Here is a 26,661-nt window from a genome sequence, read left to right as displayed (position 1 = left end):
ACCCTTTAAGATTCGATTTGTGTCATCAGATGACTTAGACTACTTTCGCCTCTGTATGAAGTAGGTTTACTAGCTCTTTTACTTGAGCAGAAAGTTCGCCTTCAAGAACACGCCCTGCTGCCTTTTGAGCTGGTAAGAAAATATCAACTGTTTCTACCTTAACCTCTACATTATCTTCATCGATATCTAGATCATCTAACTCAAGTTCTGCAAGCGGTTTCTTCTTCGCTTTCATGATACCTGGTAAAGATGGATAACGTGGCTCGTTTAAACCTTGCTGAGCTGTTACTAAAAGTGGTAAAGATGTCTCGATAACTTCTGAGTCACCTTCAATATCGCGTACAATTTTCGCAGATGTTCCGTCAATTTCAAGTTTTGTAATTGTTGTTACATAGTTAATACCTAGTAAATCTGCAACACGAGGTCCTACTTGACCAGAGCCTCCGTCAATTGCAACGTTTCCTGTTAAAATTAAATCAGCGTCTTTATCTTTTAAATATTCAGCTAAAATAAATGCTGCTGCATTTTGATCCAATTCATCTAGATCGTCTTCTGTATTAATAAGAACCGCTTCATCTGCTCCCATTGCAAGAGCTGTGCGTAATTGCTTCTCTGAATCTTCGCCACCAATTGAAACAACTGTTACTTTACCACCAGCAGCGTCACGTACTTGGATTGCCTCTTCAATGGCATATTCATCGTAAGGATTGATGATGAACTCTGCGCCATCCTCTTGGATTTTACCACCCGACACAACAATTTTTTCTTCTGTATCAAACGTACGTTTAATTAATGCAAAAATATTCATATATCCATACCTCCTGCAACGTTTTTTATTTCTAAGTAAACTTATAAATATTATATATTTTCAGTGTCGATAACGTCGATAACACTTTTTCAAGTCGCTATCGACACTGATGGAATATTATTTACCAGTAAACACAGGCTCACGTTTTTCAATAAATGCTTGAATTCCCTCTTTTGCATCTTCCGAAACGAATACTGTGCCAAAGGATTGTGCTTCTGCCTCAATACCTTCATAAAACGAAGCATGCTTAGCATATTGCAATGTTTGAATAGCTGCTTTTAAAGCAACCGGGCTCTTCTTCGCAATTTTCTTCGCTACCTTTAGCGTTTCTTCCAATAATGCTTCATCTGTAAATGCACGATTCGCTAAACCCCATTGTACAGCTTCTGTACCAGAAATCGGCTCACTTGTAAACATCATTTCTGCAGCTTTTGCAACCCCTACATATCGTGGTAGACGTTGTGTACCCCCGAAGCCTGGAATAAGACCTAATTGTAATTCAGGTAGTCCTAATTTCGCAGATTCTGTTACAAAGCGCAGATGACAGCTCATCGCTAGTTCAAGGCCCCCACCTAATGCAGCACCATGAATTGCAGCAATAATAGGTTTAGAGAACGATTCAACTCGCTCAAAAACTTGTTGACCATTGTTTGCTAGTTTTGAAAATTCATCACCAGATGTAACCTCTGTAAATTCTTTAATGTCTGCACCAGCTGAGAAGAAACGACCTTCACCATGAAGTACGAGGACACGTACTGTGTCATCATTTTCTACGGCATCTAGCACAGCATTTACTTCGGCAATGATTCCACGAGATAATGCGTTTGCTGGCGGGCGTGCAATTGTAATAATCGCTACTCCATCCTCTGCTTTCCAACTTAGAAATTCCATTTCTCCACATCCTTTTAAGCTTTAATGCCGTTCAGGATTAACGCCTGAACTTTTGGTACTTGTTCTATCAAATCATATCGATAGTCATTCATGACCCACGACGTAATGGTTTCGTCAATTGTTCCAAATACCATTTGACGTGCCAAGCGTACATCCATCGTTTGATTGAACTCACCTGATAGCATACCTTCAATTAAAATTTGATCAAGTAATTGTAAATACTCTCTTAACACCGAATTGATCTTCAGTCGTAAATCTTTGTTCGATTGTCGTAGTTCTAATTGTGTGACGGTTGCTAGGTATCGATCTGTCGCTAGAACATTAAAATGATTTTCTATCATTCGTGAAAGTTTGTCCTTAGACGTACTTCCATTTTCTATTATATCTTGTAATGACTCTACAAAAACAGCCATTTTTTCATTAAAGACAGAAATTAATATATCTTCTTTATTTTTAAAATATAAATAGATTGTTCCATCGGCCACCCCTGCCTGTTTAGCAATCTTCGATACCTGTGCTTGGTGATACCCATTTTCTGCAATAACGATGACAGCTGCATCAATAATTTGCTTATATTTTGGCTTATCACGTTTCACTTCTATATCACCACCTAAAAAAACTTGCACACGTCTAAATTCATGCTCAATACATGATGTCATCCTTGAATGACCAGCCATCTCAAACTGATATATTGTTAAGGATATGACGTGGTAACCTAAAAAAATATGAAAATATGAATGGTCATTCATTCATATTTTCATATTATAATTTACATCTTTGCTTGTCAATACTTTATCACGTATTTATTTTGCTTCTTTATTCACCAATTTTGTTTTTTCTTCATCAACTAATGCTCGACGCAAAATTTTTCCAACAGCTGTTTTCGGTAGTTCATCTCTAAACTCATAATAGCGGGGAACTTTGAAAGCGGCCAAGTTTTGACGGCAATATTTATTTAATTCGTCTTCTGTAATCGAATATCCTTCTTTTAAAACAATATAAGCTTTTACTGTTTCTCCTCGATACGGATCTGGTATGCCCGCAACTATACATTCTTGGATTTCCTCGCGCTCATATAGTACTTCCTCTACCTCACGAGGGTAAATATTAAAACCACCTGCGATAATAATATCTTTTTTACGGTCAACTACATAGAAATAGCCTTCCTCGTCCATATAGCCAAGATCGCCTGTTAAAAACCAGCCATCTACGAATGCTGCTGCTGTATCCTCAGGGCGATTCCAATAGCCTTTCATAACCTGTGGGCCCTTTACAGCTATTTCACCAACCTCACCGACCTGAAGCGCCTCAGCATCCCCTGTACGTAAAATTATTGAATCCGTATTTGGCCAAGGTAAACCAATCGAGCCCATGACACGCTTACCCCAAATAGGTGTTGAATGTGTGACAGGAGAAGTTTCTGTTAATCCATATCCTTCTACAAGTTTTCCACCTGTTACCGCTTCAAATTTCTCCTGCACCTCTACTGGCAATGAAGCGGATCCACTTATGCATGCTTTGATGGACGATAAGTCGTACTTTGCAATATCCGGGTGATTTAATAAACCAATATATAAAGTCGGTGCACCTGGGAATAGTGTTGGTTTTTGCTTATCAATCGTTTTCAACGCTGTCTCTGCATCGAACTTTGGTAATAACACCATTTTATTTTGCGTGAATACGGATAATAAGATAACAGCCGTCATACCATAAACATGGAAGAATGGCAGTATGCCCATAATGGTTTCCTCACCATGTACACATTTATACATCCATGCATCACACATTGTTGTATTAGCAATTAAGTTTTTATGGGTCAGCATCACACCCTTAGGGAAGCCAGTCGTTCCACCTGTATATTGAAGCAGTGCTATGTCCTCTTCAAAATCAAATGGAATATCAATCGTTTTGATGGGCGCAGAGCGCATAATTTCTGTAAATAAATGATTTTGACCACTATGTTCAACCTTTACGCTAAAACCGTACTGCTTTTTTTGAATATAGGGATAAACTAAATTTTTGGGAAATGGTAAATAATCTTTAATAGCTGTGACAATTACATTTTCAAGTGCAGTTTCTTTTATGACTTTCATAACACGTGGATACAAAATATCCATCAATAAAATAACTTTCGCACCTGAATCAGCCATTTGATATTGAAGTTCACGCTCAGTATAAAGTGGATTTGTTTGTACGACAATCGCTCCAGCATACATTGCCCCGTAGTAAGCGATTACACTTTGTGGTGAGTTTGGCAGCATAATCGCTACTCGATCTCCCTTTTCCACCCCAAGGGCTTGTAAATAATTTGCGAACTTTAGCGCTGACTCATATAGCTCGGTGTACGTCAAATCCTTTCCCATAAAATGAATCGCAACTTTGGATGGATTCTTTTTATAGGCGCGTGTCAAAAACTCTTGCACAGGAATTTCCTCAAACGTTAAAGACGATGGTATTTCTTCAGGATAATTTTTTAGCCATGGTTTTGTTGTCATACGTCCTCTCCCCTTTGTCCCAAACTTTGTAAACTCTTATTTTAATTATAATGAAAAAGAAATACTCTTTCAAACACAAAATAGAAAATAAATGTATTTTCGATTAATTATTATGCTTTTCACAACATTTATATAACTGTTTTTCTTAGGATTTTGGATCAGTAGGCCGTGTGAATACTCATTCATTCTTTCTTTTTTCCTGCACAAGACTGGGTTCATATTTCTATATTCAAAAAATAATTTTTTAATGCTAACTTTTTAGATAGATGACGGAATATTAATAGGTTTTAGTAGTATTTTATGATGAGGTTGATGTGAGGGGGATGTAACTTATGATTTTTTTCGAGAGTATTTCTTTCCGTCGCTTTGGCTATTCTTTCCGTCACTTCGGCTCTTCTTTCCGTCGCTTGAGCTTTCCTATCCGTCGCCCCGGCTTCTTTCCGTCGCTCTGGCTCTTCTTTCCGTCACTTCGGCTATTCTTTCCGTCGCTCTGACTCTTCTTTCCGTCACTTCGGCTATTCTTTCCGTCGCTCTGACTCTTCTTTCCGTCGCTTGAGCTTTCCTATCCATCTCCCCGGCTTCTTTCCGTTACTTCGACTCTTCTTTCCGTCGCTAGCTTCCCGAGCAGTTCTTCTCTTTACCCATAAAAAAACGCATCCTCATAAAAGGATGCGTTTTTTGCTTAAACGGTCATCATATAATAGACACCGACTGCCAAAAATGCGATGCAGACAACGATTAGTATTTTCGCTAATTTTTCCATGTCATTACACTCCTATGCAATACTTGCCCCAATAACAAACGATAGACCTAATGAAATAGTAAATGAAATGAAGCCGACTGAGCGATTATCATTTGCGATTTCTTGATCGACATTAAAACGTGGGGTCATAAATTCAAATAAGAAATACGCCACAATTAGTAATGTAAAACCAAAAAGGCCCCAGCCAATCATTTCACTTAAAGTGCTATGGCGTGCGATGGAAAAGCGAAAAATATTACAGATCCCTAGTATTTTCCCGCCTGTTGCGAGTGCCACAGCGACATTACCATTTTTTATCTCTTCCCAATTTTTATATTTCGTAACGACTTCGAACAATGCCATCGAGACGACTAAACATAACACAACAACGCTAAAGTATCCTGCCGTTTCGATAATTGGATATCGCCAAAAGCTAGAATTCAGCATTTTCTCCGTCCCCTTTACAGCTTATTTCAATTCCACAACCGTGACGCCTAAGCCCCCCTCGCCGGCTTCACCAAAACGGAAGGATTTTACACGCTTATGTTTTTTCAAATAGCTTTGAATTCCTTGACGTAATGCACCTGTACCGACACCATGAATAATTGATACACGCCCATAGTTGGCAAGCAAGGCATCATCAATATATTTTTCCGTACGTATAATGGCATCTTCATATCGTTCGCCGCGTAAATCTAACTCTAATTTTACATGGCTGCTGCGATTTTTCACACCAGCAATACGTTGCACAGCTTCTTTTTCTGGTTTAATGTACTCCAGATCACTATCCGAGATTTTCATTTTCAAAATACCCATTTGGACAACCCATTCGGAATTCGATACTTTTTCGAGCAATGTACCCCGCTGTCCATAGCTTAACACCTTTACCTCGTCTCCGACAACTAAGTTTTGTGCACGGGCCTTTACTTGTACCGCCTTTTTCAGCACTTTATTGTTTTCAAGCGGTGTAGCTTCTTCCAGTCGTTTACGAGCTTCGATAAGCTCATGCTCCTTGACAACTTGGTCTGCATTTTTGCGCATTTCTCGAAGCTCCGCAATAATTGTTTCTGCTTCTCTTTTTGCTTCATCAACAATTTTACGAGCCTTTTCTTTCGCTTTTTTATCGAGTGCTTCTTTGCGTTCCTCGTAAGCTTGTAGTTTTCCTTGTAGCTCTTTACGAAGTTCTTCAGACTCCAATAGTAATTCATGAGAGCGTTCTGCATCATCTTCGGATTGGCGACGAGTCTCTTCTAGTGATGCAATCATTGACTCTACCTCATGGCGATCTGTACCTGTAAAGCTTTTCGCACGGTCAATAATCGACTCTGGTAAGCCAAGGCGGCTTGAAATTTCAAATGCATTGGAGCGGCCTGGTACACCGATAAGCAGACGATATGTTGGACTCAATGTCTCAATATCAAACTCTACACTTGCATTGGCAACTCCTGGACGATTATAGCCGTATGCTTTTAGCTCAGGATAGTGCGTCGTTGCCATAACGCGGGCGCCGCGACCATGTACTTCATCTAAAATGGAGATGGCCAGAGCTGCCCCTTCCTGAGGATCTGTCCCAGCACCTAATTCATCAAATAGAACGAGTGACTCGTCATCAAACTTTTGTAAAATATCTACTATGTTGACCATATGAGAGGAGAACGTCGACAGTGATTGCTCAATTGACTGTTCATCTCCAATATCCGCAAAAAGCTGCTTAAAAACAGCAAGCTCTGAACCATCAAGTGCAGGCACCGGTAACCCCGCCTGTGCCATTAAAGTACACAGTCCAACTGTTTTTAAAGTGACAGTTTTACCACCAGTGTTTGGTCCTGTAATCACAATCGCCGTAATGTCTTTCCCAAATTCAATATCGTTAGAAACCGCCGTTTCAATTGGTAAAAGTGGATGACGTGCACGCACAAGTCGAATATAGCCGTCGTTATTCATTTTAGGCATTGTACATTTGTTCGCTTGACCGTATTTGCCTTTAGCTAAAATGACGTCAATCTCACCTAGTACTTTTACTAAGTAAAATAAATCCGGAGCTACTTCCTCAACCATTGCACTTAAGGCAAGTAAGATACGTTCAATTTCAGCTTGCTCTTTCATTTTTAATCGATGAATTTCATTATTTGCTTGTACAATCGAATCTGGCTCGATAAATAATGTTTGGCCAGAAGATGATTGGTCATGCACAATTCCACCATAATGATGACGATACTCTTGCTTAACGGGAATAACAAAGCGATCATTACGAATCGTTACAAGTGTATCTGAGAGCATTTTTGAAGCATTGCTCCCACGTATAAGGCTATCTAGCTTAGAACGTACTTTAGCCTCCTCTGCACGCAAAGTTTGGCGAATTGAACGCAAAGTTTGGCTTGCAGAGTCTAGCACTGAACCATTGTCATCAATACAGTTATTAATTTCATGCTGCAAGCCTGTCAAAACAGGCATTGCTTCCTTTTTGGCGATGAAATGAGGAATTTCAATCACTTCTTCAGATTCTATATCTTCAATAAAATTGCGAAGAATTCTACTCGCTCGAATCGTACTTGAAACTTCCATTAATTCCATTGCTGAAAGCATGCCACCGATTTGTGCACGCCTTGCAGCTGGTCGTACATCAAAAATCCCACCCATTGGTACATTGCCTTTTACACGTAAAATGGATAGTCCTTCATCCATTTCTTCTAATAATTGTACAACTTTTTCATAGTCTGTCTGTGGTACAAGCTCATCAACCGCTGATTTGCCGATTGAAGAAGTACAGTATGTAGCCACTTGCTGACGTACTTTATCATATTCTAGTGTTTTCAATGCGCGTTCTGCGATCACTGAGAACACCTCCTCAACCTATTTATTTCGTCGAATAAACGCTTCAAATTGTTCTCGCGTCCATGTATTCACAATCATATCCCTTTTCAACCATGCTCTGTTTGCGTAGCGCACCCCAATATCCATAAAGCGTAAATGAGCAATATCATGGGCATCCGTATTGATTGCTACGGGCACACCAGCTGCCAAAGCCATTTCTAAATGCTCAACACATAAATCAAGACGATAAGGATTCGCATTTAACTCTAAAATTTTACCATATTCCTTTGCCCACGCAATTAATTGCCCCATATCAGGATTATAGCCATTACGATCCTCAATAATGCGACCAGTTGGATGTGCAATCATATGAACGTACGGATTTTGCATCGCCGTAAGTAATCGCGCCATAATTTTGTCCTGCGATTGTGTAAAGCTAGAGTGAATAGAAGCAATGACAAAATCTAACTCTCTTAGTACATCATCTTCGAAATCAAGGGAACCATCCGGCAAAATATCCATTTCTGTCCCCGCATATAAATGGAAATCCGGATGTGCTTCATTAAATGCCTCAATTTCAGGACGTTGCTTTGTTAAGCGCTCTGGCGTTAGACCATTCGCTACTTTTAAAAATTGTGAATGGTCAGTAATAACGCTATAATGATAGCCTCGCGCAATCAATGCCTCGCCCATTTCAGCTACAGAGTACGCACCATCGGACCATGTCGTATGCATATGCAAATCTGCTTTAATTTCTTCTAATTTTACTAGACTATTTATGTCATCCGTTTTGTCAAATTCTGTTGTTCCTGTACGCAAGCTAGGCGGGATAAATGGTAAATCAAAATGCGCAAAAAATCCCTCTTCATCCTTAAACGTTAATACAGTGCCATCAGCTTGCTCTACACCATATTCACTAATTTTTTCACCACGGGCTTTAGCAATTTGACGCATGCGGACATTGTGATCTTTCGAGCCTGTGAAATGATGCAAGGCCGTTGCATATTCAGCATCTCTCACTAATCGGAAATCTACACTTACAGGCTCATCTAGATCTAAAATAACTGAAATTTTTGTATCACCAGCTGCTACTACTTCTTGTACAGAAAGCTCATTCAGTAGCTTTTCACGTACAACTTCAACTGTTTCAGTAACAACAATAAAATCAATATCTTTACTTGTTTCAGCTGCACGACGGAAGCTTCCCGCAACAGAAAAACGTTCCACTTCTTCCATACTACCTAGAAGAGCTTCAATTTGTAAAACAACTGGTTCTAGCTGCCAAATCGGCAAACGTTCTGATCGATTTGCTAAATTTGCAAGTTCCTTTAAAATTTTCTCTTCAGATTTTGCTGCAAAGCCTGCTAGCTCACGAACTTTCCCTTCCTCACAAGCAGTCTTTAAACTTTCCGCAGAATCAATCCCTAACTCTTGATGAAGCTTAGCTATTTTTTTACCACCTAAGCCTGGAAGTTTTAATAACGGGAGCAAACCTTTTGGTACAATTTCTTCTAACTCTTTTAATAAGCTGGATTCACCATTTGTCATTAAATCCTCAATAACAGCAGCTGTACCTTTACCTATACCTTTAAGCTTTGTTACATCCTCCATCTCACTTAATGAGCGCTCGTCCCCCTCAAGTGCGGAAGCAGCTTTTCGAAAGGCAGACACTTTGAATGAATTTTCCCCTTGTAATTCCATATACAATGCAATTTTTTCAAATGTGCGAATAATTGTTTTTTTGTTCATTGGGAATTCCTCCTATCGTAAAAACACTTCCCTCAAAACCGAGAGAAGTGCACAGTTTGCTATTGCATATAAATATACCACCAGTTTTGGAACATACTTGTAATAATTGGGGTATGTTCCAAAATAAGACCACTTAACAACGACTTTGACATTAAACTTTGAATAGAATCTACTGGCAATAAAGCAATAATGTACAGCAAAATAAACATAATTAAATAGTTTTCAATCATGCCTAACAATGCCCCAAGCCAACGATTCACTGTACCTAACACAGGTAAATACGCTATAAAATCAAAAATCGATGCCACAATTTGCAATGTAATTTTCACCGCAAAGAAAATGACAGCAAAGGCAATGACACGGTAAAAAGTGCGGTCTAAATCCAGGCTATCAATGACTACTCCAAGACTACCTGAATCCGTTACACCTGGATACGGAACCCAAAACACAAATTTTTGTGCCAATGGTTTATAATAGATATACGCAACAATTAGTGCCACTATAAAGCTAACGATATGCATCATCTGTACAATGAAACCACGTTTTGCTCCAACGATGAGACCAGCTAATAGTACCGCTAATATGATTAAATCTAACATTCACTTCAACCCTTTAATTTTTTCAATTCTTCTTCTAGTTGCTCCATTTGTTCTTTTAGTAGTAAATAATCGTGAACCGTATTTACTGCTGTAAGAACGGCAAGCTTTGTGCTATCAAGAGAGGGATTATGTACTTTCATTTCGCGCATACGGTCATCAACAATCGAAGCGACAAGTCGCATATGCCCAATGGATTCAGAGCCGACCATTTTATATGTATGACCGTAGATTTCCACAGAAATTTTATTCTTTTCTTGATTTTCCATAGTCGCACCCCCCTTTTAAATTTTTGTGCTCACGAATTTTTTGGTTGTGAGCAGCATACACAAAAAAGCTATTTATTATCATACCATGAAAGGTATAAAATTGTGAACAACGAGGACAGAAAGGAACGAGTAAATGTCAAATATTGTACTTTCCATATCAACAAACAAACAAAAAGAGGTGATGTCTTACTATGCAAACCACTTTGTAGAACGTAAAGCTCCTGGTGTAATCTTTGCCGCAAAGCTCCCAGATACAGCAATTACGATGTACAAATCAGGTAAATTAATGTTCCAAGGGGGCGGAGCTGAGCGAGAAGCTGCACGCTGGGGAAAAGTAGAAGTTACAAATACACAAAAATCATCGTCGATAGGAGCAAAGGGCGACGTTCTGCCAGAAGGTTTTGCTACGATGTCGGTGCTAGGCTCAGATGAAACGGGTACTGGTGATTATTTCGGTCCAATAACAGTTGCAGCGGTATACGTACCTTCATCAAAAATTGCGCTTTTAAACGAACTTGGTGTCAAGGATTCAAAGATGCTAACGGATGATTACATGCGTAAAATAGCGCCAGATTTACGTGCAGCTTGCGTCCATAGTGTGCTTGTACTACGCAACGAAAAATATAACGAATTACAAGCACGAGGCTACTCTCAAGGTAAAATGAAAGCTATGATGCACAATAAGGCACTTAAAAATGCTCTGTCAAAAATGGCACCCGAAAAACCAGAACATATATTGATTGATCAGTTTGCGGAACGTGGCGTGTATTACAATTACTTAAAAAATGAACGAGATATTGTTCGAGAGGACGTACTATTTTCTACGAAGGCCGAGCAACTACATGTTTCCATAGCAACTGCATCGATATTAGCTCGTGCTGCATTTTTAAAAGAAATGGATCGACTGAGTGAGATTGCTGGGATAGAGTTGTTGAAGGGAGCTTCTGCGAAAGTAGATCAGTTAGCAGCACGAATTTGGCGAAAGCAAGGTGAGGAATTTTTACGTTCCATTACGAAATGGCATTTTGCGAATACTGAGAAAGCTAAAAAGATGAAATAAAATTGGTCTTCTAGACAATAAAAAAATTTCGCTATACTCCAGCAGATTACAAGTTATACAACTTGCTCTCTACTGTAGTTAGCGAAATTCTTTATATCAAAAACTTATTATAATCAGATTTTTGTTTAGCTTAATATTTAAACTGTCTAATGGTTTGTTGTAGATTTTCAGACATTTTAGCAAGGGCTTCAGCCGATGCAGCGATTTCTTCCATAGAAGCAAGCTGTTCCTCTGTTGCGGCTGAAATATTTTGTGCACTTGCTGTATTTTCATTTGTTCGCTGAAGCACACTTTCAATTCCCATTGCCACTTGATTGGAGTGTTCAGAAATAACTTTTGCTGTCTCTGAAATTTGTCCTATTTCATAGGTTACGCTTTGTACATTATCACTAATTTCTTTGAATGACTTTCCTGCCATATTTGTTACATCAATTCCCTTTACGACCTCAGTTGAACCAGCAGCCATTGATTCAACCGCTAGTTTTGTATCAGCTTGAATATAATCAATGATATCTTTTATTTGCATTGTTGATTGTGCAGATTGCTCAGCAAGTTTTCGCACCTCATCAGCAACAACTGCAAAACCTTTTCCATGCTCACCTGCACGAGCAGCTTCAATTGCAGCATTTAAAGCTAAAAGATTTGTTTGATCAGCAATTTGCGTAATTGCCTCTACAATACGTCCGATTTCATTAGAACGTTCACTTAGTGTTTGTACGGTGTTTTCAAGTGCTTGGACAGTACTTTGAATCATTTTCATTTGGCCAATTGCTGTTTGAATAGTTTTGTCTCCTATCACAACAGCCTCCATTGCTTTATTCGACATCTCATTAACGGTATCGGACTTTACTGCAATTTGCTGAATGGATGAAGACATTTCAAGTACAGCGTTAGTACTATCATTAATTGTTTCGGCTTGCAAATCAACCGTTTCAGCAAATGTTTGAATGGAATCAACAATTTGCGATGTAGCTCGTTTATTTTCTGATGTACTGGCTGTAAGTTCCTCCGATGATGCAGCTAACTGATTTGATTCCTCACCTATGTTACCAACTACACCACGTAAAGATAGAATCATTTTATTGAATATATCCGCCAACTTACCTATCTCATCATGTCTTTTAATTTCAATTAAATTACGTAAATCACCGTCTCCTACCTGCTCAGCTACTGTTGACAACTTTTGTAATGGGCGAATGATTGATCTTATAATGAAGGCACCAATGATTCCAAATATGATAAGAGCAATAACAATGACTGTCATAGTGTTTGTTAAAATTGGTTTTGTGACAGTTGCTACATCTGCTAAATCCATAGTACCAACAATTTTCCAACCTGTTAGTTTATTGGTAGTAAAAAACACTTGATACTCTTTTCCATCTTCCTTAATGGTAAAACTACCATCTTCTTTTCCTTGCATCTTTTCTATATATGACTTTTTGAGCTCCGATCCTACCTCTAACTGTGGATCAGCAATAATAAGATTATTGGCATTTACTAATGTAGCATAGCCATTATCACCTATTTCCACTGAATTCACTAGCTCGGAAATTCCGTCTAAATTTAGACCAATAGAAATAACTCCTGAACGATCCTGTAAACCAGCTGATACTGCTAATATTAATTCACCTGTAATCGTTGATTTATATGGATCAATCATAACGTTTTTGCCAGGTGATTCAATAGCCGTTAAGTACCATGGTCGCGTAAATGGATCATAATCAGTTGAGGATTCAGCTTGTGGTTCACGCATAAATTTGTGCCCCTCAATTGCCAAATTGACAACAGAGACATTGCTATGTAAAGCATTATATTTTTCTAATTCCTTTAAAGCATCTGCATCTTGCACATTCTTATTAAAAGAAGCAGCTAAATACTCCACATCACTTTGAATAGGTGATATCTCATTTGAAATTAGTGTATTTAATAAATCGACATTTTCGCGTGAGCTTTTACTTAATTCCTTATAATATTGATCAGAAGCCTTCAAATATGAAAACGTACCAATAGCAATGCTGGGGATTAAAAGTGTCAAAGTAAACGCCCATATTAATCGGGCTCGCACGGAAAAGCCTCTTCTTTTTCGATGATTTTTCATAATAACTACCACCCCATAGTAAATTTTTCTATCCAAAACTTACTATACACATAATATAGATGAAAATTTTATTTTTTGTTATTTCTAAATATTGATGAAAAACTTAAATTGAGAATTAGCTTAGAGTATCTTCTCTCCCGTGCCTTACTTCTCTCACACTTTCTGCAAAAACTACTTGTAGCAGTTGTATGATGTTAACAAAACAAAAAGCTGCCTCACTACGAGACAGCTTACAAAATTATTATTAAATTAGCGTACTTCTGTGCCTTCAATTGTTGCAATAGCTTTTAACACTTTGTTATGTGCTGCAACAACCTCTTCATCTGTTAATGTACGTTCTGGATCGAAGTATGTTAGGGAGAATGCCACTGATTTTTTACCAGCCTCCATTTTTTCACCTTCAAATACGTCGAATACACGAACGTCTTTCAATAATTTCACACTTGCTGAGCGAATCGCAGCAATAACCTCTCCAGCTGTTGTTGTACGGTCCATGATAAGTGCGATATCACGAGACATTGCTGGGAAGCGAGGCACTGGTGTATAAGCAAGAGGTGCTTCTTTTGCAGTAGCATTTAATAATGTAACTAGATTCATTTCCATTACATATGTGTCTTTTACACCCCATGTTTTTTGTTCTGCTGGATGTAATCCACCGATAATGCCGACTTGTTCACCGTCTAAAAGAATGCTAGCAGTACGTCCTGGGTGTAATCCATCTACTTCCGCTTTCACAAATGAAATACGATCCTCTAAACCAAGCTTACCTATAACACCTTCTACAATGCCTTTTAAGACGAAGAAATCTACTGCTTTTTTCTCACCTTGCCAAGCATGGTCAAGCCATTTTCCTGTTACTACTGCTGCCACATTCTCTTCCTCATCTGGTAGCCCCTCTTCTGATTGACCAAGGAATACGGAACCAATTTCATACAATGCCACATTGTCAGCCTTACGCGCAACATTATAAGCAGCAGCTTCAATTAAATGCGGGATAAGACTTTGACGTAGTGTTGAACGGTCCTCGCTCATCGGCATTAGTAAACGTGTTACTGACTCAGCTTTCAATGCAAAACGTTGTGACAATGCCTCTGAAGTTAATGAGTAAGTGACAGCTTGGTAAAGACCTGCCCCTTCCATGTAATTACGAACTACACGGCGATTTGCTTGATACGGTGTTAGACGGCCAACTTGGTTTGCTCCCTCTGGTAAAGTCATCGGGATTTCATCATAGCCGTATAGTCGAGCAATTTCCTCTACGATATCTTCTTCAATTTTAATATCTTGACGGCGTGTTGATGCATCAACGATTAGTAAACCATTTGCTGCTTCTACGCCAAATTTAAGACGCTCTAAAATAGACAGCATCTCTTCTAATGAAATTTTCATGCCCAAACGTTCATTAATAAAATCTGGAGAAACGACAACACGTGCTGGTGATTTATCTAGTTCATCCACGATGCATGTTCCCTCTAACACTTCACCACCAGCTAGTTCAGCTAGTAGTGCTGCAGCACGTTCTGCAGCAGGTAACACACGGTTAGGGTCAACACCCTTTTCAAAACGAGCAGAAGCATCTGAACGAAGTCCAAGATGACGCGATGTTTGACGTACAGTTAAACCGTCGAAGTAAGCAGATTCGATGACAACCGTTGTTGTAGAATCATTTACTTCAGAGTTTGCACCACCCATTACACCTGCGATAGCTACTGGCTCTTTGCCATTTGTAATGACTAAATCTGTTGCTTTTAATGTACGCTCTTGATCATCTAAAGTTGTAATTTTTTCGCCCTCTGTTGCTTTACGCACTACAATTTCACCTGTAGCTAGGCTATCGTAGTCAAAGGCATGAAGCGGTTGGCCGTATTCCATTAAAATGTAGTTCGTTACATCGACAACATTATTGTGTGGGCGTACGCCTGCCGCCATTAAGCGATTTTGTAGCCACATCGGTGATTCCGCGATTTTTACGTTTTTCACAACTTTTGCTACATACATTGGGTTTGCTTGTAAATCTTCTACGCGAAGCTTTAACATGTCTTTTGCTTTTTCAGAAGATGTGCTGTAGGCGATTTCTGGATACTTTACTTCTTCAGATAGAATTGCACCAACTTCGTACGCCACGCCTAGCATTGACAGCGCATCTGAGCGGTTTGGTGTTAAACCAAGCTCTAATACTGTGTCACGTAGACCTAAAATAGCAAGGGCATCCGAGCCAACCTCAGCATCAGCAGGAAGCACATAAATACCTTCAGAATAAGCTTTAGGAACAAGTTTCCCTTCGATTCCTAACTCTTGTAATGAACAAATCATACCGTTTGATTCATGTCCACGAAGTTTTGCTTTTTTTATTTTAATGCCGCCTGGTAAATGTGCACCTGGACGAGCGACAATAACTTTTTGACCAGCATCAACGTTTGGAGCACCACAAATAATTTGTTGTGGTTCAGCTTCACCGACATCCACTTGGCAAATATTTAATTTATCTGCTTCAGGATGTTTCTCTTTTGATACGACATAGCCGACAACAACTTTATCCATACCGTTAGCACGGTCAATTACTGCATCTACTTCAATTCCAGAACGCGTAATTTTTTCAGCTAACTCCTCAGTCGCTAAATCTTGTGTATTTACATAATCTTTTAACCATTCTAATGATACTAACATCTTTTATCCCCCTTACGCCTCTGTTCGCTCAAATTGTGATAAGAAACGTGAGTCATTTGTATAGAAATGACGAATATCGTCGACACCATATTTCAACATTGCGATACGTTCAGCACCAATACCGAATGCAAAGCCTGACACTTTCTTCGGATCATAGCCAGACATTTCTAGTACTCTTGGATGTACCATACCAGCGCCTAAAATTTCAATCCAACCTGTTCCTTTACAAATGTTACAGCCTGAACCACCACATTTGAAGCAAGAAATATCCATTTCAACAGATGGCTCTGTGAATGGGAAGAAGCTTGGTCGTAGTCGAATTTCGCGGTCTGCACCGAACATTTTTTTCGCTAATGTATCAAGCGTACCTTTAAGGTCACTCATGCGAATATTTTCACCAATCACTAACCCTTCAATTTGCATGAATTGGTGCGAGTGTGTAGCATCATCGTTGTCTCGACGGAATACTTTCCCTGGGCAAATAATGCGAATTGATTCACCTTTTTTTGCCTCCATAGTGCGAGCTTGAACAGGTGATGTCTGTGTACGTAGTAATATTTCCTCGGAAATATAGAACGAATCCTGCATATCACGAGCAGGGTGTCCCTTCGGTAAGTTCAGTGCTTCGAAGTTATAATAATCCTTTTCCACTTCTGGACCTTCTGCAATTTCATAGCCCATACCGATAAATAAATCTTCAATTTCTTCAATAACACGTGTTAATGGATGACGATTCCCAACTTTAATTTCACGACCAGGTAAAGTGACATCAATCGACTCACTTGCTAATTTTTCAGCAATGGCCGCTTCCTCTAGTACAGTTACTTTTTCCTCTAACACAGCAGTTACATTTTCACGAACAGTATTGACTAAAGCACCCATTTTTGGGCGTTCCTCTGCTGATAATTTCCCCATACCTTTTAATAAATCAGTGATAGGTCCTTTTTTTCCTAGATATGCTACTCGCACATCATTTAATTCCTTTAAATTTGCTGCCGCTTCAATTTTAGCAAATGCTTCTTGCTCTAATTGCTTTAATTGCTCTTCCATGTAATAAACCCTCCTTGATTAAATCAATTTCGCCTTGGCGTAATTGCGTCCGGATTTTGAATTGTGCCGGCACAATTCATTCCTTTGAAAATCCGTGACATCCGCCGGAGGCTTTATCTTCATTCAGTAAGTATTTGGACACCCACTGAAAAGGAACCACATCCGCATTTATCTCACCACCATTAATGGTGGGAGTCTTCTGCTGAATGAAGATAAATGCCAAATGATGGCATAAAAAAACTCGCCCCTAAAAAAGGGACGAGGACATTTTCGCGGTACCACCCTAGTTATTGCAAGGCAAACTCCTAGCAATCACTTCATTGACATAACGACTAGATTAAAGCCGGCATACCTTTACAGCATTTCGCTGGTCCCGGTAGCTGCTCTCGGGGTGAATTCAAAACTGCATTGGTACGGCACTGGCTCTCAATCTCCGCCTGCGCTCCCTGTCGTCCATTCACAATCTTTACTACTTCCCGGTCAAAGCATTTTAGTATTCATGTATACATTTTACATGTGATTATACAATACTATACCAATTCAAATCAAGAGCCATGTGCCTATTGCCATCGATATTGATGGTTCTATCGGCAGTTTTAGGCTCATCACCAAAAGTTGCAGATGACATTTGTTAAAACACATTCCATATATTAGTTGATTGGAGTGGAGGCTGGGCGACTCCTTGGGGATCAGCAATAGAGGAACGAAGGCTAAAACCATCACATCCTGTGATAACGCCTTCGTGACCAACATCGGTGCCGCTGCCGCTTCGCTTTCGCGCAAAAAACATCTGTTGGCCCGAGACCCTGGAGGAGCAGCGCGAGCGAAGCGGCTCATCGGACGCCCCCAGGAAGCTTTGCTCTGTGCGAAAGCGAAGCGGCAGCAATTGTTTTATCTGTGCGAAAGCGTAGCGACAGCAACAACTAAGCGCCCAGTCGGAACGGAAATCAACCACACGTTATGGTGATGAGCCGCAATTTTAACGATTTTACCATATTCTTGCAATTACAGTTGTGATTGCTTTTATTAACTACTTAACAAATCCATATAAAACGATTCCTGTTGCTACTGCTACGTTTAAAGACTCCGTTTGTCCCAAAATTGGAATAATAATATTTTGATCTGTCATTGAAAGTAGTTGTGGATGAATGCCACTACCTTCATTCCCCATCATTATAGCGAATGCACCAGTATGCTCAATATCACTATAAACTACTGCATCCTCCTCTAAAGCAGTTCCAAATACTGGTACACCATTGTCCTGTAGCTGCTCAATCCATTCCTCTAAATCACCACGAAGGACAGGAATATGGAAATGTGAGCCTTGTGCAGAGCGAAGCGTTTTAGGATTATATAGATCAGCACAGCCCTTGCCGAGTATGACTGCATCCAAACCAGCTGCATCCGCAGTACGAATCATCGTCCCAATATTCCCTGGATCTTGGACGGCATCAATTAGTAGCACCTTGCGCCACGAAGCCGTTACATCTTCTTCTAACAAAGGTTGCTTACAAACTGCAAATACACCTTGAGATGTCTCCGTTTCAGCAAACTCCTTGGCAACAGCCGCTGTTACTTCAACCACGGCTACATTATCAATCGGCCAAAGCATTGGTAAATCTACACCTTCACGTACAATTAGCTGTAGCACCTGCTCGTTATTTTTTAATGCTTCCTCTACCAAATGGAATCCCTCTACTATGAATTCTCCAGATCTTTCACGCTCTTTACGTGTTGTCGCAAGCTTCTTCCAATATTTCACTAACGCATTTTGCGTAGATTCAATTCTTTTCATCGTACCTCGTACCGCCTTTTTCCTATATATTGTTCATTATTATACAGTAGAAAACGATAAATTACATAGTCATGCAAAAAAACAGTTTAATTGTTATTTACTGTTGACCAATAATTGGCTCATTTGATGCGCCCAGTCGGAACGGAAATCAACCCCACGATATGAGACAAATTATTACCCACTAGATAATGGGGAAATTCAGAAATACATGTTATAATTTTCAATATTTTAGAAATTCAATACATTCCCCATTTTTGGGATGGCTAAGATTCATAAATAAACTTAAGGGTGAAAATAAATGAAAAAAAATGTACATGTAGTAGGTGCAATTATTGAAAATGATAAGCACGAAATTTTTTGTGCGTTAAGAAATCCTAATATGGTGCTAGCAAATTATTGGGAATTCCCTGGTGGTAAAATCGAAGAGGGTGAATCGCCTGAACAAGCTTTAACTCGTGAAATATTAGAGGAATTTAATTGCTCTATACAAGTTGGGGAAAAGGTTGAGGATACCATTTATGAATACGAAAAATTTATTGTACGCTTAGAGACATTTAAAGCGTCGATAACAAAGGGAGAGCCGGTCCTGCTAGAACATACTGAAATTAAATGGGTCCCTCGAAATGAACTCCTAAATCTTAATTTTGCTCCCGCTGATATTCCCGCGATCAATAAAATACTTGCAGAAAAATAGTCTTCACCAACCGGGCTTTTATAAGCAGTTAATGCGGAAGAAAAGAGCAGTAATGTTTGCATCCTGCTCTTTCTTTTTTGTATTAATTTAAAGCCATTTTTTATTTGGCGGAATACTTTGAGGGAAATTAAATACATTAAACGGATCGTATTTTCCCTTTACTTCTCTAAGCATTCTAAGGTTACGACCATAATAGGCAGTTGGCCAATCATTTATAAAACGATCTGGGAAATTCACATAATCACCAGTAGTGTAAGGTGACAAAGCCCTTCTTAAATTCTCCACCCACTGAATATTTCTTTCTTCTTCTTTAGGCTTTTTCCATGAAGTATTATACTCCTGGGCAATTAAAGCATTTCTATAATAGTAAGCTGTTCGACTTGACGCAATTTGACTAACCGCACCTCTAAGGGATTGCTGCCAAATGGTCGTATCTCTATTTGGAGCGTTCGTTAAAAATTCTTTCATTTTTACAATAGCAGCATGAGGGAATAGCCTTTCAATAAAGGATCCAGATCTTTTACGAAGGGCTGGTTTGTTGCCGCTCGGTAAGTCAAAAAATTCTACAGCTTTAATATACGGTACTTCCTTTATCCATATATTCGTTGGCGAACCTGTTTTCCTTATAGGACGGAGTAGTTTCTTTAACTCAGATGCTGTACCTATAAACTCACCTTGAGCAACAATTTCACCCACTTCCTTAGATTTAAGCTCAATCTGTGAGGTCAAGCGTTCATCTGTATATGGTGCCCATTTTTGCCATGCGTCAAAGGCTCGTTCAAAATCTTCCCATCCCCATGTAATGGAGAAAATCGATACATTAGAAATAGGATGTAGTTTAAATGTAAGAGCTGTAACGATGCCAAAATTCCCTCCGCCCCCGCCACAACTTGCCCAAAATAAATCACTATTTTTCTGCTTGTTAGCTTGGATTACTTCTGCGCCTTCATGACCACTTGCAACAACCATTTCAAGTTCAAGTAAATTGTCACATGTTAGCCCAAATGGACGCGATAGCATGCCAATTCCGCCACCAAGCGTCAAACCAACAACCCCTACACTACCTTCAGTTCCTGCCGGGATTGTAAAACCATTTTCCCATAATACCCGATACACTTTTCCTAAATTAGCGCCTGCTTCAATTCTCGCTGTCATATCTTTCCGGTTCATTGTTATGTCATTCATATCACTAACATCTATAACAATACCTTCATTTAATAATGAATAATTTTCATAGTTATGTCTCCCACTTCTGATTCGAAATGGTTCATTATTTTCTCTCGCCCATCTTAATGCGTTGATAACGTCTTTTGTATTTTGACAAAATACAATGATACTCGGAAATTTGGGATCATTTAAGTTATTATTTGTTCTTGCTTGCTCATAGTCCGGATCTTTAGGGGTAACAATTCTCCCTGTGAGCTTTACTTTCTTCAACATACAGCTCCTCTCTCAAATGATGCATTGCATATGTTTTATCCTATGCATATCACTTGGAAAGAATATGAAGATTGAAATTTTTATCGCTTAAAAATGAAAGATAAATGCTCATTCTCTTTATTCATACATATGATGCTATATTGAAACCACTAAGGAGGTGTCCTAATGATTATTCATGTGGTGAGCGCTGGTGAAACACTTTGGCAAATTGCAAACAGCTATTCAGTACCTATCAATTCCATTATCGAATTAAACGCTTTATCTAATCCAAATCAATTAGTAATCGGACAATCACTCGTTATCCCTTCTCCTTACACAACTCATATTGTAAAAAGGGGTGACACCTTATGGTCGATCTCCCAACATTACGGGGTGACTATGCAATCGATTATCACAGAAAATCATTTAACAAATCCAGATGTTTTAACACCTGGAACTAGAATAATTATTCCACCTACTACGCATATTGTGCTGCCAGGAGAAACCCTATCGCAAATTGCTACACAATATGGAACTACTGTTCAAGCAATTGTTTTAGAAAATGGAATTTCTGATCCAAACATGATTTATGCTGGTGCGCATTTGATTATTCCGAGAGCAAAGCTTTCCATTGAAGTAAATGCTTATACGTATCAAGAGCCTAAAGAAGCTGTACAGTCGATTAACGCGATTGGTCATTTACTAACTTATTTTAGTCCCTTTGCTTATATGATGAAAGAGGATGGAACACTACAGTCTATAAAGGATAAAGAAATGATCGATGCAGCTATTGCCAAAAACATTACACCTATGCTGACACTTACGAATTTCTCTTCCACAGAAGCTGGTTCCAACTTATCACATGTTATTTTATCTAGTGCAGAATTACGGGAGAAGGTTATCAACAATACTTTGCAAGTGATGCAGGAAAAGGGCTATAAAGTTCTAAACGTTGATTTTGAAAACGTTCTTCCAGCAGATCGAGAGAATTACAATACTTTCCTCCAATTAGCTGTTGATCGTCTTCATCCAAAAGGATTCCTAGTATCAACAGCACTTGCTCCAAAAACAAGCGCAACGCAGGCGGGAACTTTATATGAGGCACATGATTATGAAGCACACGGAAGAATTGCAGACTTTGTAATTTTAATGACATATGAGTGGGGATACCGACTTGGTCCACCACAAGCCATTTCACCCATTAACGAGATGAGAAAAGTTGTGGAATATGCTTTATCAGTTATGCCTGCTAACAAAATATTTTTAGGCTTTCAAATTTATGCTCGCGATTGGCTTCTACCGCATGTTAAAGGTCAGGAGGCAGAAACATTCAGCTCTCAAGAAGCCCTTAACAGAGCAATAAAACATGGCGCAACCATTCAATATGATAGGACCGCACAGTCACCGTATTTCCGTTATGTTGATGAACAAGGTAAAAATCATGAGGTATGGTTTGAAGACGCTAGAAGTGCACAAGCTAAGTTTGACATGACGAAGGAATATAATCTTCGAGGTATTAGCTATTGGGCATTAGGTTTTCCTTTCCCACAAAACTGGGCGTTATTAAATAATGATTTTTCCATCAAAAAGGTTTCATTATAAATAAAGTCTCAGCATTAACACGAGGGTGAATTCCGTTCCGACGCCACTTGTGCCAAAAGAACGTTGATTTTGACGGTTTTGGCAATTAAGCTAAAAAGTAACACCTTTTTTGCTTAATATGTACATTTACAGATGAGCTATTAACCCAAAAAGTTCTAAACATTTCTACAATAAATTCTTATCTTCCCTAGTTTTTCCCATGATAAAAAATCAATTCAGAGCCATATTAAGAAATATCAAAACGAAAGGAGAAACTAAACATGGGAAGAGACAATAAGCAAGGTCAAAGCGCCAACAAAGGGTCATTGCCTCAAACGCCAAAAAACCAAAAAATAGCGCCAAACAAAGTTAGTGAAAAAGCTAGTGAAGAATTTTCTCAAGAGTTTATGAACATGATTAATTCAGTCACTAAAGAAGGCAAGACCAAAAAATAAGGAGGCCTTCAAGTGGATCATACACGTGCACAAGAAATTGTCGCCTCACCAAAAGAATATGAAGTAAGCTATAATGGCGTATCTATTTGGATTGACAAACTTCATGATGATGGTAAAACTGCAACTGTCCATTTACGTCGTTCTTTAGAGGAACGATCCGAAGTGGACATAGGAGAATTAAAAGAAGAGTACCTCGTACATTAAACTAAGGGATTACCTCAAATTTTAACATCAAATAAAAATCTGCTTACTTTCAGTGATGAAGTAAGCAGATTTTATGTTGTTGAAAAACTATTATTGCTTTACTGAGGGGGGCGTTCAATGATCCCTAAGGAGTCGACCTGCCTCCACTCCAATCAAACACTTCATCATTCTAACTTCTATCCGCCACTTTGATGGTTCTATCCACGATTTTGGCTGCTCTATCCGTCACTTTGACTCTTCTTTCCGTCGCTTTTGCCTTTCTATCCATCGCTCAACTTCTCATCTCTGATAATCCCAACTTTAAATTATGTAATCCTCTTCGTATTTAAACTCTGTTAAAATATCACTTGCTCGATTGTGTAACTCTGTGAAGTTATTGGATATCTGTTCAGCAGAAATCGGCTTACTAAATAAATAGCCCTGAATATAATCGCAGTCACCGTCAATAAGAAAAGCAAGCTGCTCCACTTCTTCAATTCCTTCAGCAACAACCTTTAATCTCAAATGCTTCGCCATTGATAAAATCATGGAAACGAGTGCTTCATCATTTGGATTATGCTGAATATTTCGAACGAATGCCCGGTCAATTTTTAAGCAATCGATCGGAAAATCTTTTAAATAAGAAAGCGACGAATACCCTGTCCCAAAGTCATCAACAGCAATTTGAATTCCAATTGCCTTTAATTCATGAAGTAGTTGTGTCATTTGATCGATATTCATCGTCATACTTTCCGTAATTTCTAATTGTAAATATTTTGGTTCTAAATTTGTTCCTTTTAAAATCTCTTGCACCATTTGCACTAAATCTTGCTGGAATAATTGTCCAAGCGACAAATTTACGGCAACCTTCATTGGTGGCAATCCTTGCTCTTTCCATGCATTCGCTTGAAAGCATGCCGTCTCTAAAATCCATTTCCCTAATGGAATAATAAGGCCAGATTCTTCTGCAATTGGGATAAACAATTCAGGTGAAACAAAACCACGAGTTGGATGACGCCAACGTACTAGCGCTTCCACCGATTCAATTTTACCCGTTTTTAAATTTACTTGAGGCTGAAAATCCAAGTAAAATTCTTCATTAGCTAATGCTTTATGGAGTTCTTGCTCAATCAATAAACGATCAGCAAGGCCATTTGACATATATGGCTTATAAAAAAGAAATCTTTGAGGTATTTGACTCGCTTCCCGCATCGCTAATTGAGCATGCATTAAAAGCTCTTCACCTGAGCAATCTTCTTCATGCATCGCAATTCCAATATTAAGATTCCCATTGAGTGAAAATAGTTGTACTTGTAATGGTTTTTCCATAGCACTCTTCAAGTTCAAGCAAAATTGTAGCAACTCTTCTCTTGTCTTCACATGATTTATATAAATAATAAACTGCCCCTCACGAAGCTTTGTAGCAAAATAATGAGGAGGTAATATGGCTTGAATTCTCGCAGCCACGAGCTTCATCATTGTATTAGAATAGCTAATACCTATAGATGAGCGGATACCAGCAAGGCGATCAATCTCTATTGCAATGATTGCTTTTTGACGACTATTATCATGTAAATCCTCTTTTAAGGTTTTCAATAATAAATGTTCATTTGGAAGCTTAGTAATATCATCATGATAAGCTTGAAAATGGAGCTCCTGCTGTGAATGCTCAAGATCTCGCTTTGTTTTTAAAAGTTGCTGATATGGTCTTTCAACAGTTGTATAGTAGATTGCTTTTAGGAAAAAGTAGAAGGCTAAAAATTGATAAATTAATGCTGAAAAGCCCCAAATTGATTTCAAATCTTTGATGAATGCAAAGAAAATATCACTAATAATTAAATAAACTGCTGCGCTAATAAGCCACATAACTCGTTTAGGCAACCTTTTTTTATATTTACTTAAAATCACTATCGTTACACCTTGTAAGACAGCAGACAATAAATGAACAATAGCGTTTGCTTTAAGTAACAATTGTTCTTCAAGTAAAAAATTTTTTGAAGAGAAATACACTAGAAAAAGGCTCAGTAGTACAAATAATAAGGAACTGCTATATGTATAATTACGATCATTCATCGTTAAGCGTTTTTTTGGCTTTAAAATAATAAAGAGAAAACCGATTGATAAGCATAAACGCATTATTAAATCCAACCATATTTCCAAATATAATGTTTCAGCCATTGGATTTTGAGCGATAACCAAGTTCACTAATTCAAACAAAGCGATGATAAAAAATAAATTACCTATGTATAATGTTTGATTCGATAATATGTGTGAAAAAACGAGCCAAGATTGAATAGCAATTGCCATTGTAAAAACAATAATTAGTACTTGTATAATCAAATTCAAACAAATGTAACTTTCTTCCTTAAAAGATCCAAATACCTGATTACTTAAACCTAATAGTGGCATGACTAGCAATAGTGGCAATACTATATACCAAATCTCTTTCTTTTCTATCTCTAATTGATTCAACCTTGTCTCCAACAGAAACCCTCCGTACCAATATATATCAAATTAGATAGGCAATATGATCTATCTAAAGGAAAAATCAAATTAAAAATTGTATTTTTTTTTGACTTATTACAAATCATAGCATTTTTATTGGAATTTGTATGCAAATATAAAAAGTATGCCAATATTCATTTTTTTTGAAATTAGCATACCTTTAATGCTTTAACGCTCTATTCGTCTGTAGAATATAACAACTCGCGAAGTTTAATCATTATTCTTGTGCGTCTTTTTTTAACAGCGTCCACAGATAAACCTAGTTCTTTAGCTATTTCCAAATAACTATAACCTTCTACATAAAAAAGTAGTAAAATTTTTCTTTCTTCAAATTTTAAATGAGACATAATACATTCTATAAGAACTGGACTTCTTTCAATCATTTCATGATCTCGAATATAATTTATCGTTTCATTATCCATAGGTGTGTTCATATTTTCAAAGCTCTTTTCCTTTGAAAGCTCTTTTAAAATTTTTCCTTTAACGGTTGTATAAATATAAGCAGAAAACAGCCCTTTTGATTGATCTGCTTTACGCCAAGCCTCCCACACGGCTATGGATGCTATATGACGATAATACTCAAAATCCTTATAAATGTGGCACCTTAACAAAATCGACGTTATCATCGGCTGGACTAATTCTAATACTTCATCAAATGGTTGGTCAGGTGATAACTGTTTATTATGCTGTGTTGTCATCCTATTGTCCTATCGACTGTGCACAATCCATTATTCCTAGGTGCCTCTATCTTAGTTATTATACTACGAGGATGTCGAACAGCCCTTTTGTC

At 38.4% G+C, this 26,661-nt stretch carries 21 protein-coding genes; 5 read left to right on the top strand and 16 right to left on the bottom strand.

Translation table 11 applies throughout. The features are described 5' to 3' along the window. Positions 1 to 34 precede the first annotated feature (34 nt). The 9 genes from ABH968_RS00495 to zapA form a co-directional block, all read right to left on the bottom strand. The gene (locus ABH968_RS00495) at positions 35 to 808 is read right to left on the bottom strand and encodes an electron transfer flavoprotein subunit beta/FixA family protein (protein ID WP_370041576.1); all 774 of its coding nucleotides are present in this window, start codon (positions 806 to 808) and stop codon (positions 35 to 37) included. A gap of 117 nt (positions 809 to 925) precedes the next feature. Then, positions 926 to 1,699, bottom strand: a complete 774-nt coding sequence (locus ABH968_RS00490; protein ID WP_370041575.1) for an enoyl-CoA hydratase — start codon at positions 1,697 to 1,699, stop codon at positions 926 to 928. A 14-nt stretch (positions 1,700 to 1,713) separates the two neighbouring features. Further along, positions 1,714 to 2,295, bottom strand: coding sequence for a fatty acid metabolism transcriptional regulator FadR (locus ABH968_RS00485; RefSeq protein ID WP_283869093.1), 582 nt, complete (start codon positions 2,293 to 2,295; stop codon positions 1,714 to 1,716). 207 nt (positions 2,296 to 2,502) lie between these two features. Beyond that, a complete protein-coding gene (locus tag ABH968_RS00480; protein WP_370041573.1) occupies positions 2,503 to 4,194 on the bottom strand; it encodes an AMP-binding protein in 1,692 nt (563 codons plus the stop codon). Positions 4,195 to 4,969: 775 nt separating this feature from the next. After that, a complete protein-coding gene (locus ABH968_RS00475; protein WP_370041571.1) occupies positions 4,970 to 5,383 on the bottom strand; it encodes a DUF350 domain-containing protein in 414 nt (137 codons plus the stop codon). Between the two features lie 21 nt (positions 5,384 to 5,404). After that, positions 5,405 to 7,771 carry an endonuclease MutS2 gene (locus tag ABH968_RS00470; protein ID WP_370041569.1) on the bottom strand — a complete coding sequence of 789 codons (2,367 nt, stop codon included), beginning with the start codon at positions 7,769 to 7,771 and terminating at the stop codon, positions 5,405 to 5,407. 18 nt (positions 7,772 to 7,789) lie between these two features. After that, a complete protein-coding gene (gene polX / locus ABH968_RS00465) occupies positions 7,790 to 9,499 on the bottom strand; it encodes a DNA polymerase/3'-5' exonuclease PolX (protein ID WP_370041567.1) in 1,710 nt (569 codons plus the stop codon). Positions 9,500 to 9,558: 59 nt separating this feature from the next. Beyond that, positions 9,559 to 10,098 (bottom strand): CvpA family protein, encoded by a 540-nt coding sequence (locus ABH968_RS00460; protein WP_370041565.1) that lies wholly within the window; start codon positions 10,096 to 10,098, stop codon positions 9,559 to 9,561. A gap of 5 nt (positions 10,099 to 10,103) precedes the next feature. Beyond that, on the bottom strand, positions 10,104 to 10,364 hold the full coding sequence (gene zapA, locus ABH968_RS00455; protein ID WP_370041563.1) for a cell division protein ZapA: 261 nt from the start codon (positions 10,362 to 10,364) through the stop codon (positions 10,104 to 10,106). Positions 10,365 to 10,497: 133 nt separating this feature from the next. Between zapA and rnhC the strand changes: the two genes are divergently transcribed. Next, positions 10,498 to 11,424 (top strand): ribonuclease HIII, encoded by a 927-nt coding sequence (gene rnhC, locus ABH968_RS00450; RefSeq protein WP_370041561.1) that lies wholly within the window; start codon positions 10,498 to 10,500, stop codon positions 11,422 to 11,424. Positions 11,425 to 11,554: 130 nt separating this feature from the next. On the opposite strand, the gene ABH968_RS00445 is transcribed toward rnhC, so the two are convergent. From ABH968_RS00445 to ABH968_RS00430, 4 genes are all read right to left on the bottom strand, one after another. Then, positions 11,555 to 13,522 carry a methyl-accepting chemotaxis protein gene (locus ABH968_RS00445; protein WP_370041559.1) on the bottom strand — a complete coding sequence of 656 codons (1,968 nt, stop codon included), beginning with the start codon at positions 13,520 to 13,522 and terminating at the stop codon, positions 11,555 to 11,557. Positions 13,523 to 13,771: 249 nt separating this feature from the next. Next, positions 13,772 to 16,189 carry a phenylalanine--tRNA ligase subunit beta gene (pheT, locus tag ABH968_RS00440; RefSeq protein ID WP_370041557.1) on the bottom strand — a complete coding sequence of 806 codons (2,418 nt, stop codon included), beginning with the start codon at positions 16,187 to 16,189 and terminating at the stop codon, positions 13,772 to 13,774. Between the two features lie 12 nt (positions 16,190 to 16,201). Continuing rightward, positions 16,202 to 17,239 (bottom strand): phenylalanine--tRNA ligase subunit alpha, encoded by a 1,038-nt coding sequence (gene pheS, locus ABH968_RS00435; RefSeq protein WP_370041555.1) that lies wholly within the window; start codon positions 17,237 to 17,239, stop codon positions 16,202 to 16,204. Positions 17,240 to 18,269: 1,030 nt separating this feature from the next. Then, positions 18,270 to 19,034 (bottom strand): TrmH family RNA methyltransferase, encoded by a 765-nt coding sequence (locus tag ABH968_RS00430; RefSeq protein WP_370041553.1) that lies wholly within the window; start codon positions 19,032 to 19,034, stop codon positions 18,270 to 18,272. 298 nt (positions 19,035 to 19,332) lie between these two features. On the opposite strand from ABH968_RS00430, the gene ABH968_RS00425 reads away from it, so the two are divergent. Next, positions 19,333 to 19,728, top strand: a complete 396-nt coding sequence (locus ABH968_RS00425; RefSeq protein WP_370041551.1) for a (deoxy)nucleoside triphosphate pyrophosphohydrolase — start codon at positions 19,333 to 19,335, stop codon at positions 19,726 to 19,728. Positions 19,729 to 19,815: 87 nt separating this feature from the next. Here the strand turns inward: ABH968_RS00425 and ABH968_RS00420 are convergent, their stop codons facing one another. Next, entirely contained in the window at positions 19,816 to 21,165 is a 1,350-nt protein-coding gene (locus ABH968_RS00420) for an FAD-binding oxidoreductase (RefSeq protein WP_370042163.1), read from the bottom strand. A 168-nt stretch (positions 21,166 to 21,333) separates the two neighbouring features. Here ABH968_RS00420 and ABH968_RS00415 point away from each other — a divergent pair, with 168 nt between their 5' ends. The 3 genes from ABH968_RS00415 (at position 21,334) to ABH968_RS00405 (ending at position 23,387) form a co-directional block, all read left to right on the top strand. Then, positions 21,334 to 22,749 (top strand): LysM peptidoglycan-binding domain-containing protein, encoded by a 1,416-nt coding sequence (locus tag ABH968_RS00415; RefSeq protein WP_370041549.1) that lies wholly within the window; start codon positions 21,334 to 21,336, stop codon positions 22,747 to 22,749. Positions 22,750 to 23,009: 260 nt separating this feature from the next. Beyond that, positions 23,010 to 23,183 (top strand): hypothetical protein, encoded by a 174-nt coding sequence (locus ABH968_RS00410; RefSeq protein WP_370041548.1) that lies wholly within the window; start codon positions 23,010 to 23,012, stop codon positions 23,181 to 23,183. Positions 23,184 to 23,195: 12 nt separating this feature from the next. Further along, positions 23,196 to 23,387: a small, acid-soluble spore protein, H family gene (locus ABH968_RS00405; RefSeq protein ID WP_370041547.1), complete on the top strand. Its 192-nt coding sequence runs from the start codon at positions 23,196 to 23,198 to the stop codon at positions 23,385 to 23,387. Positions 23,388 to 23,687: 300 nt separating this feature from the next. Here ABH968_RS00405 and ABH968_RS00400 read toward each other — a convergent pair whose 3' ends face one another. Further along, on the bottom strand, positions 23,688 to 25,799 hold the full coding sequence (locus tag ABH968_RS00400) for a bifunctional diguanylate cyclase/phosphodiesterase (protein ID WP_370042161.1): 2,112 nt from the start codon (positions 25,797 to 25,799) through the stop codon (positions 23,688 to 23,690). 248 nt (positions 25,800 to 26,047) lie between these two features. After that, entirely contained in the window at positions 26,048 to 26,569 is a 522-nt protein-coding gene (locus ABH968_RS00395) for a sigma-70 family RNA polymerase sigma factor (RefSeq protein WP_370041546.1), read from the bottom strand. Positions 26,570 to 26,661: the final 92 nt, after the last annotated feature.

Origin of the sequence: Lysinibacillus sp. RC79 (genome assembly GCF_041262405.1) — a bacterium.
In the GTDB taxonomy this organism is placed as follows: domain Bacteria; phylum Bacillota; class Bacilli; order Bacillales_A; family Planococcaceae; genus Lysinibacillus.
Note: the sequence above shows the minus strand (reverse complement) of the source record. Positions and strands in the feature narration are given on the sequence as shown.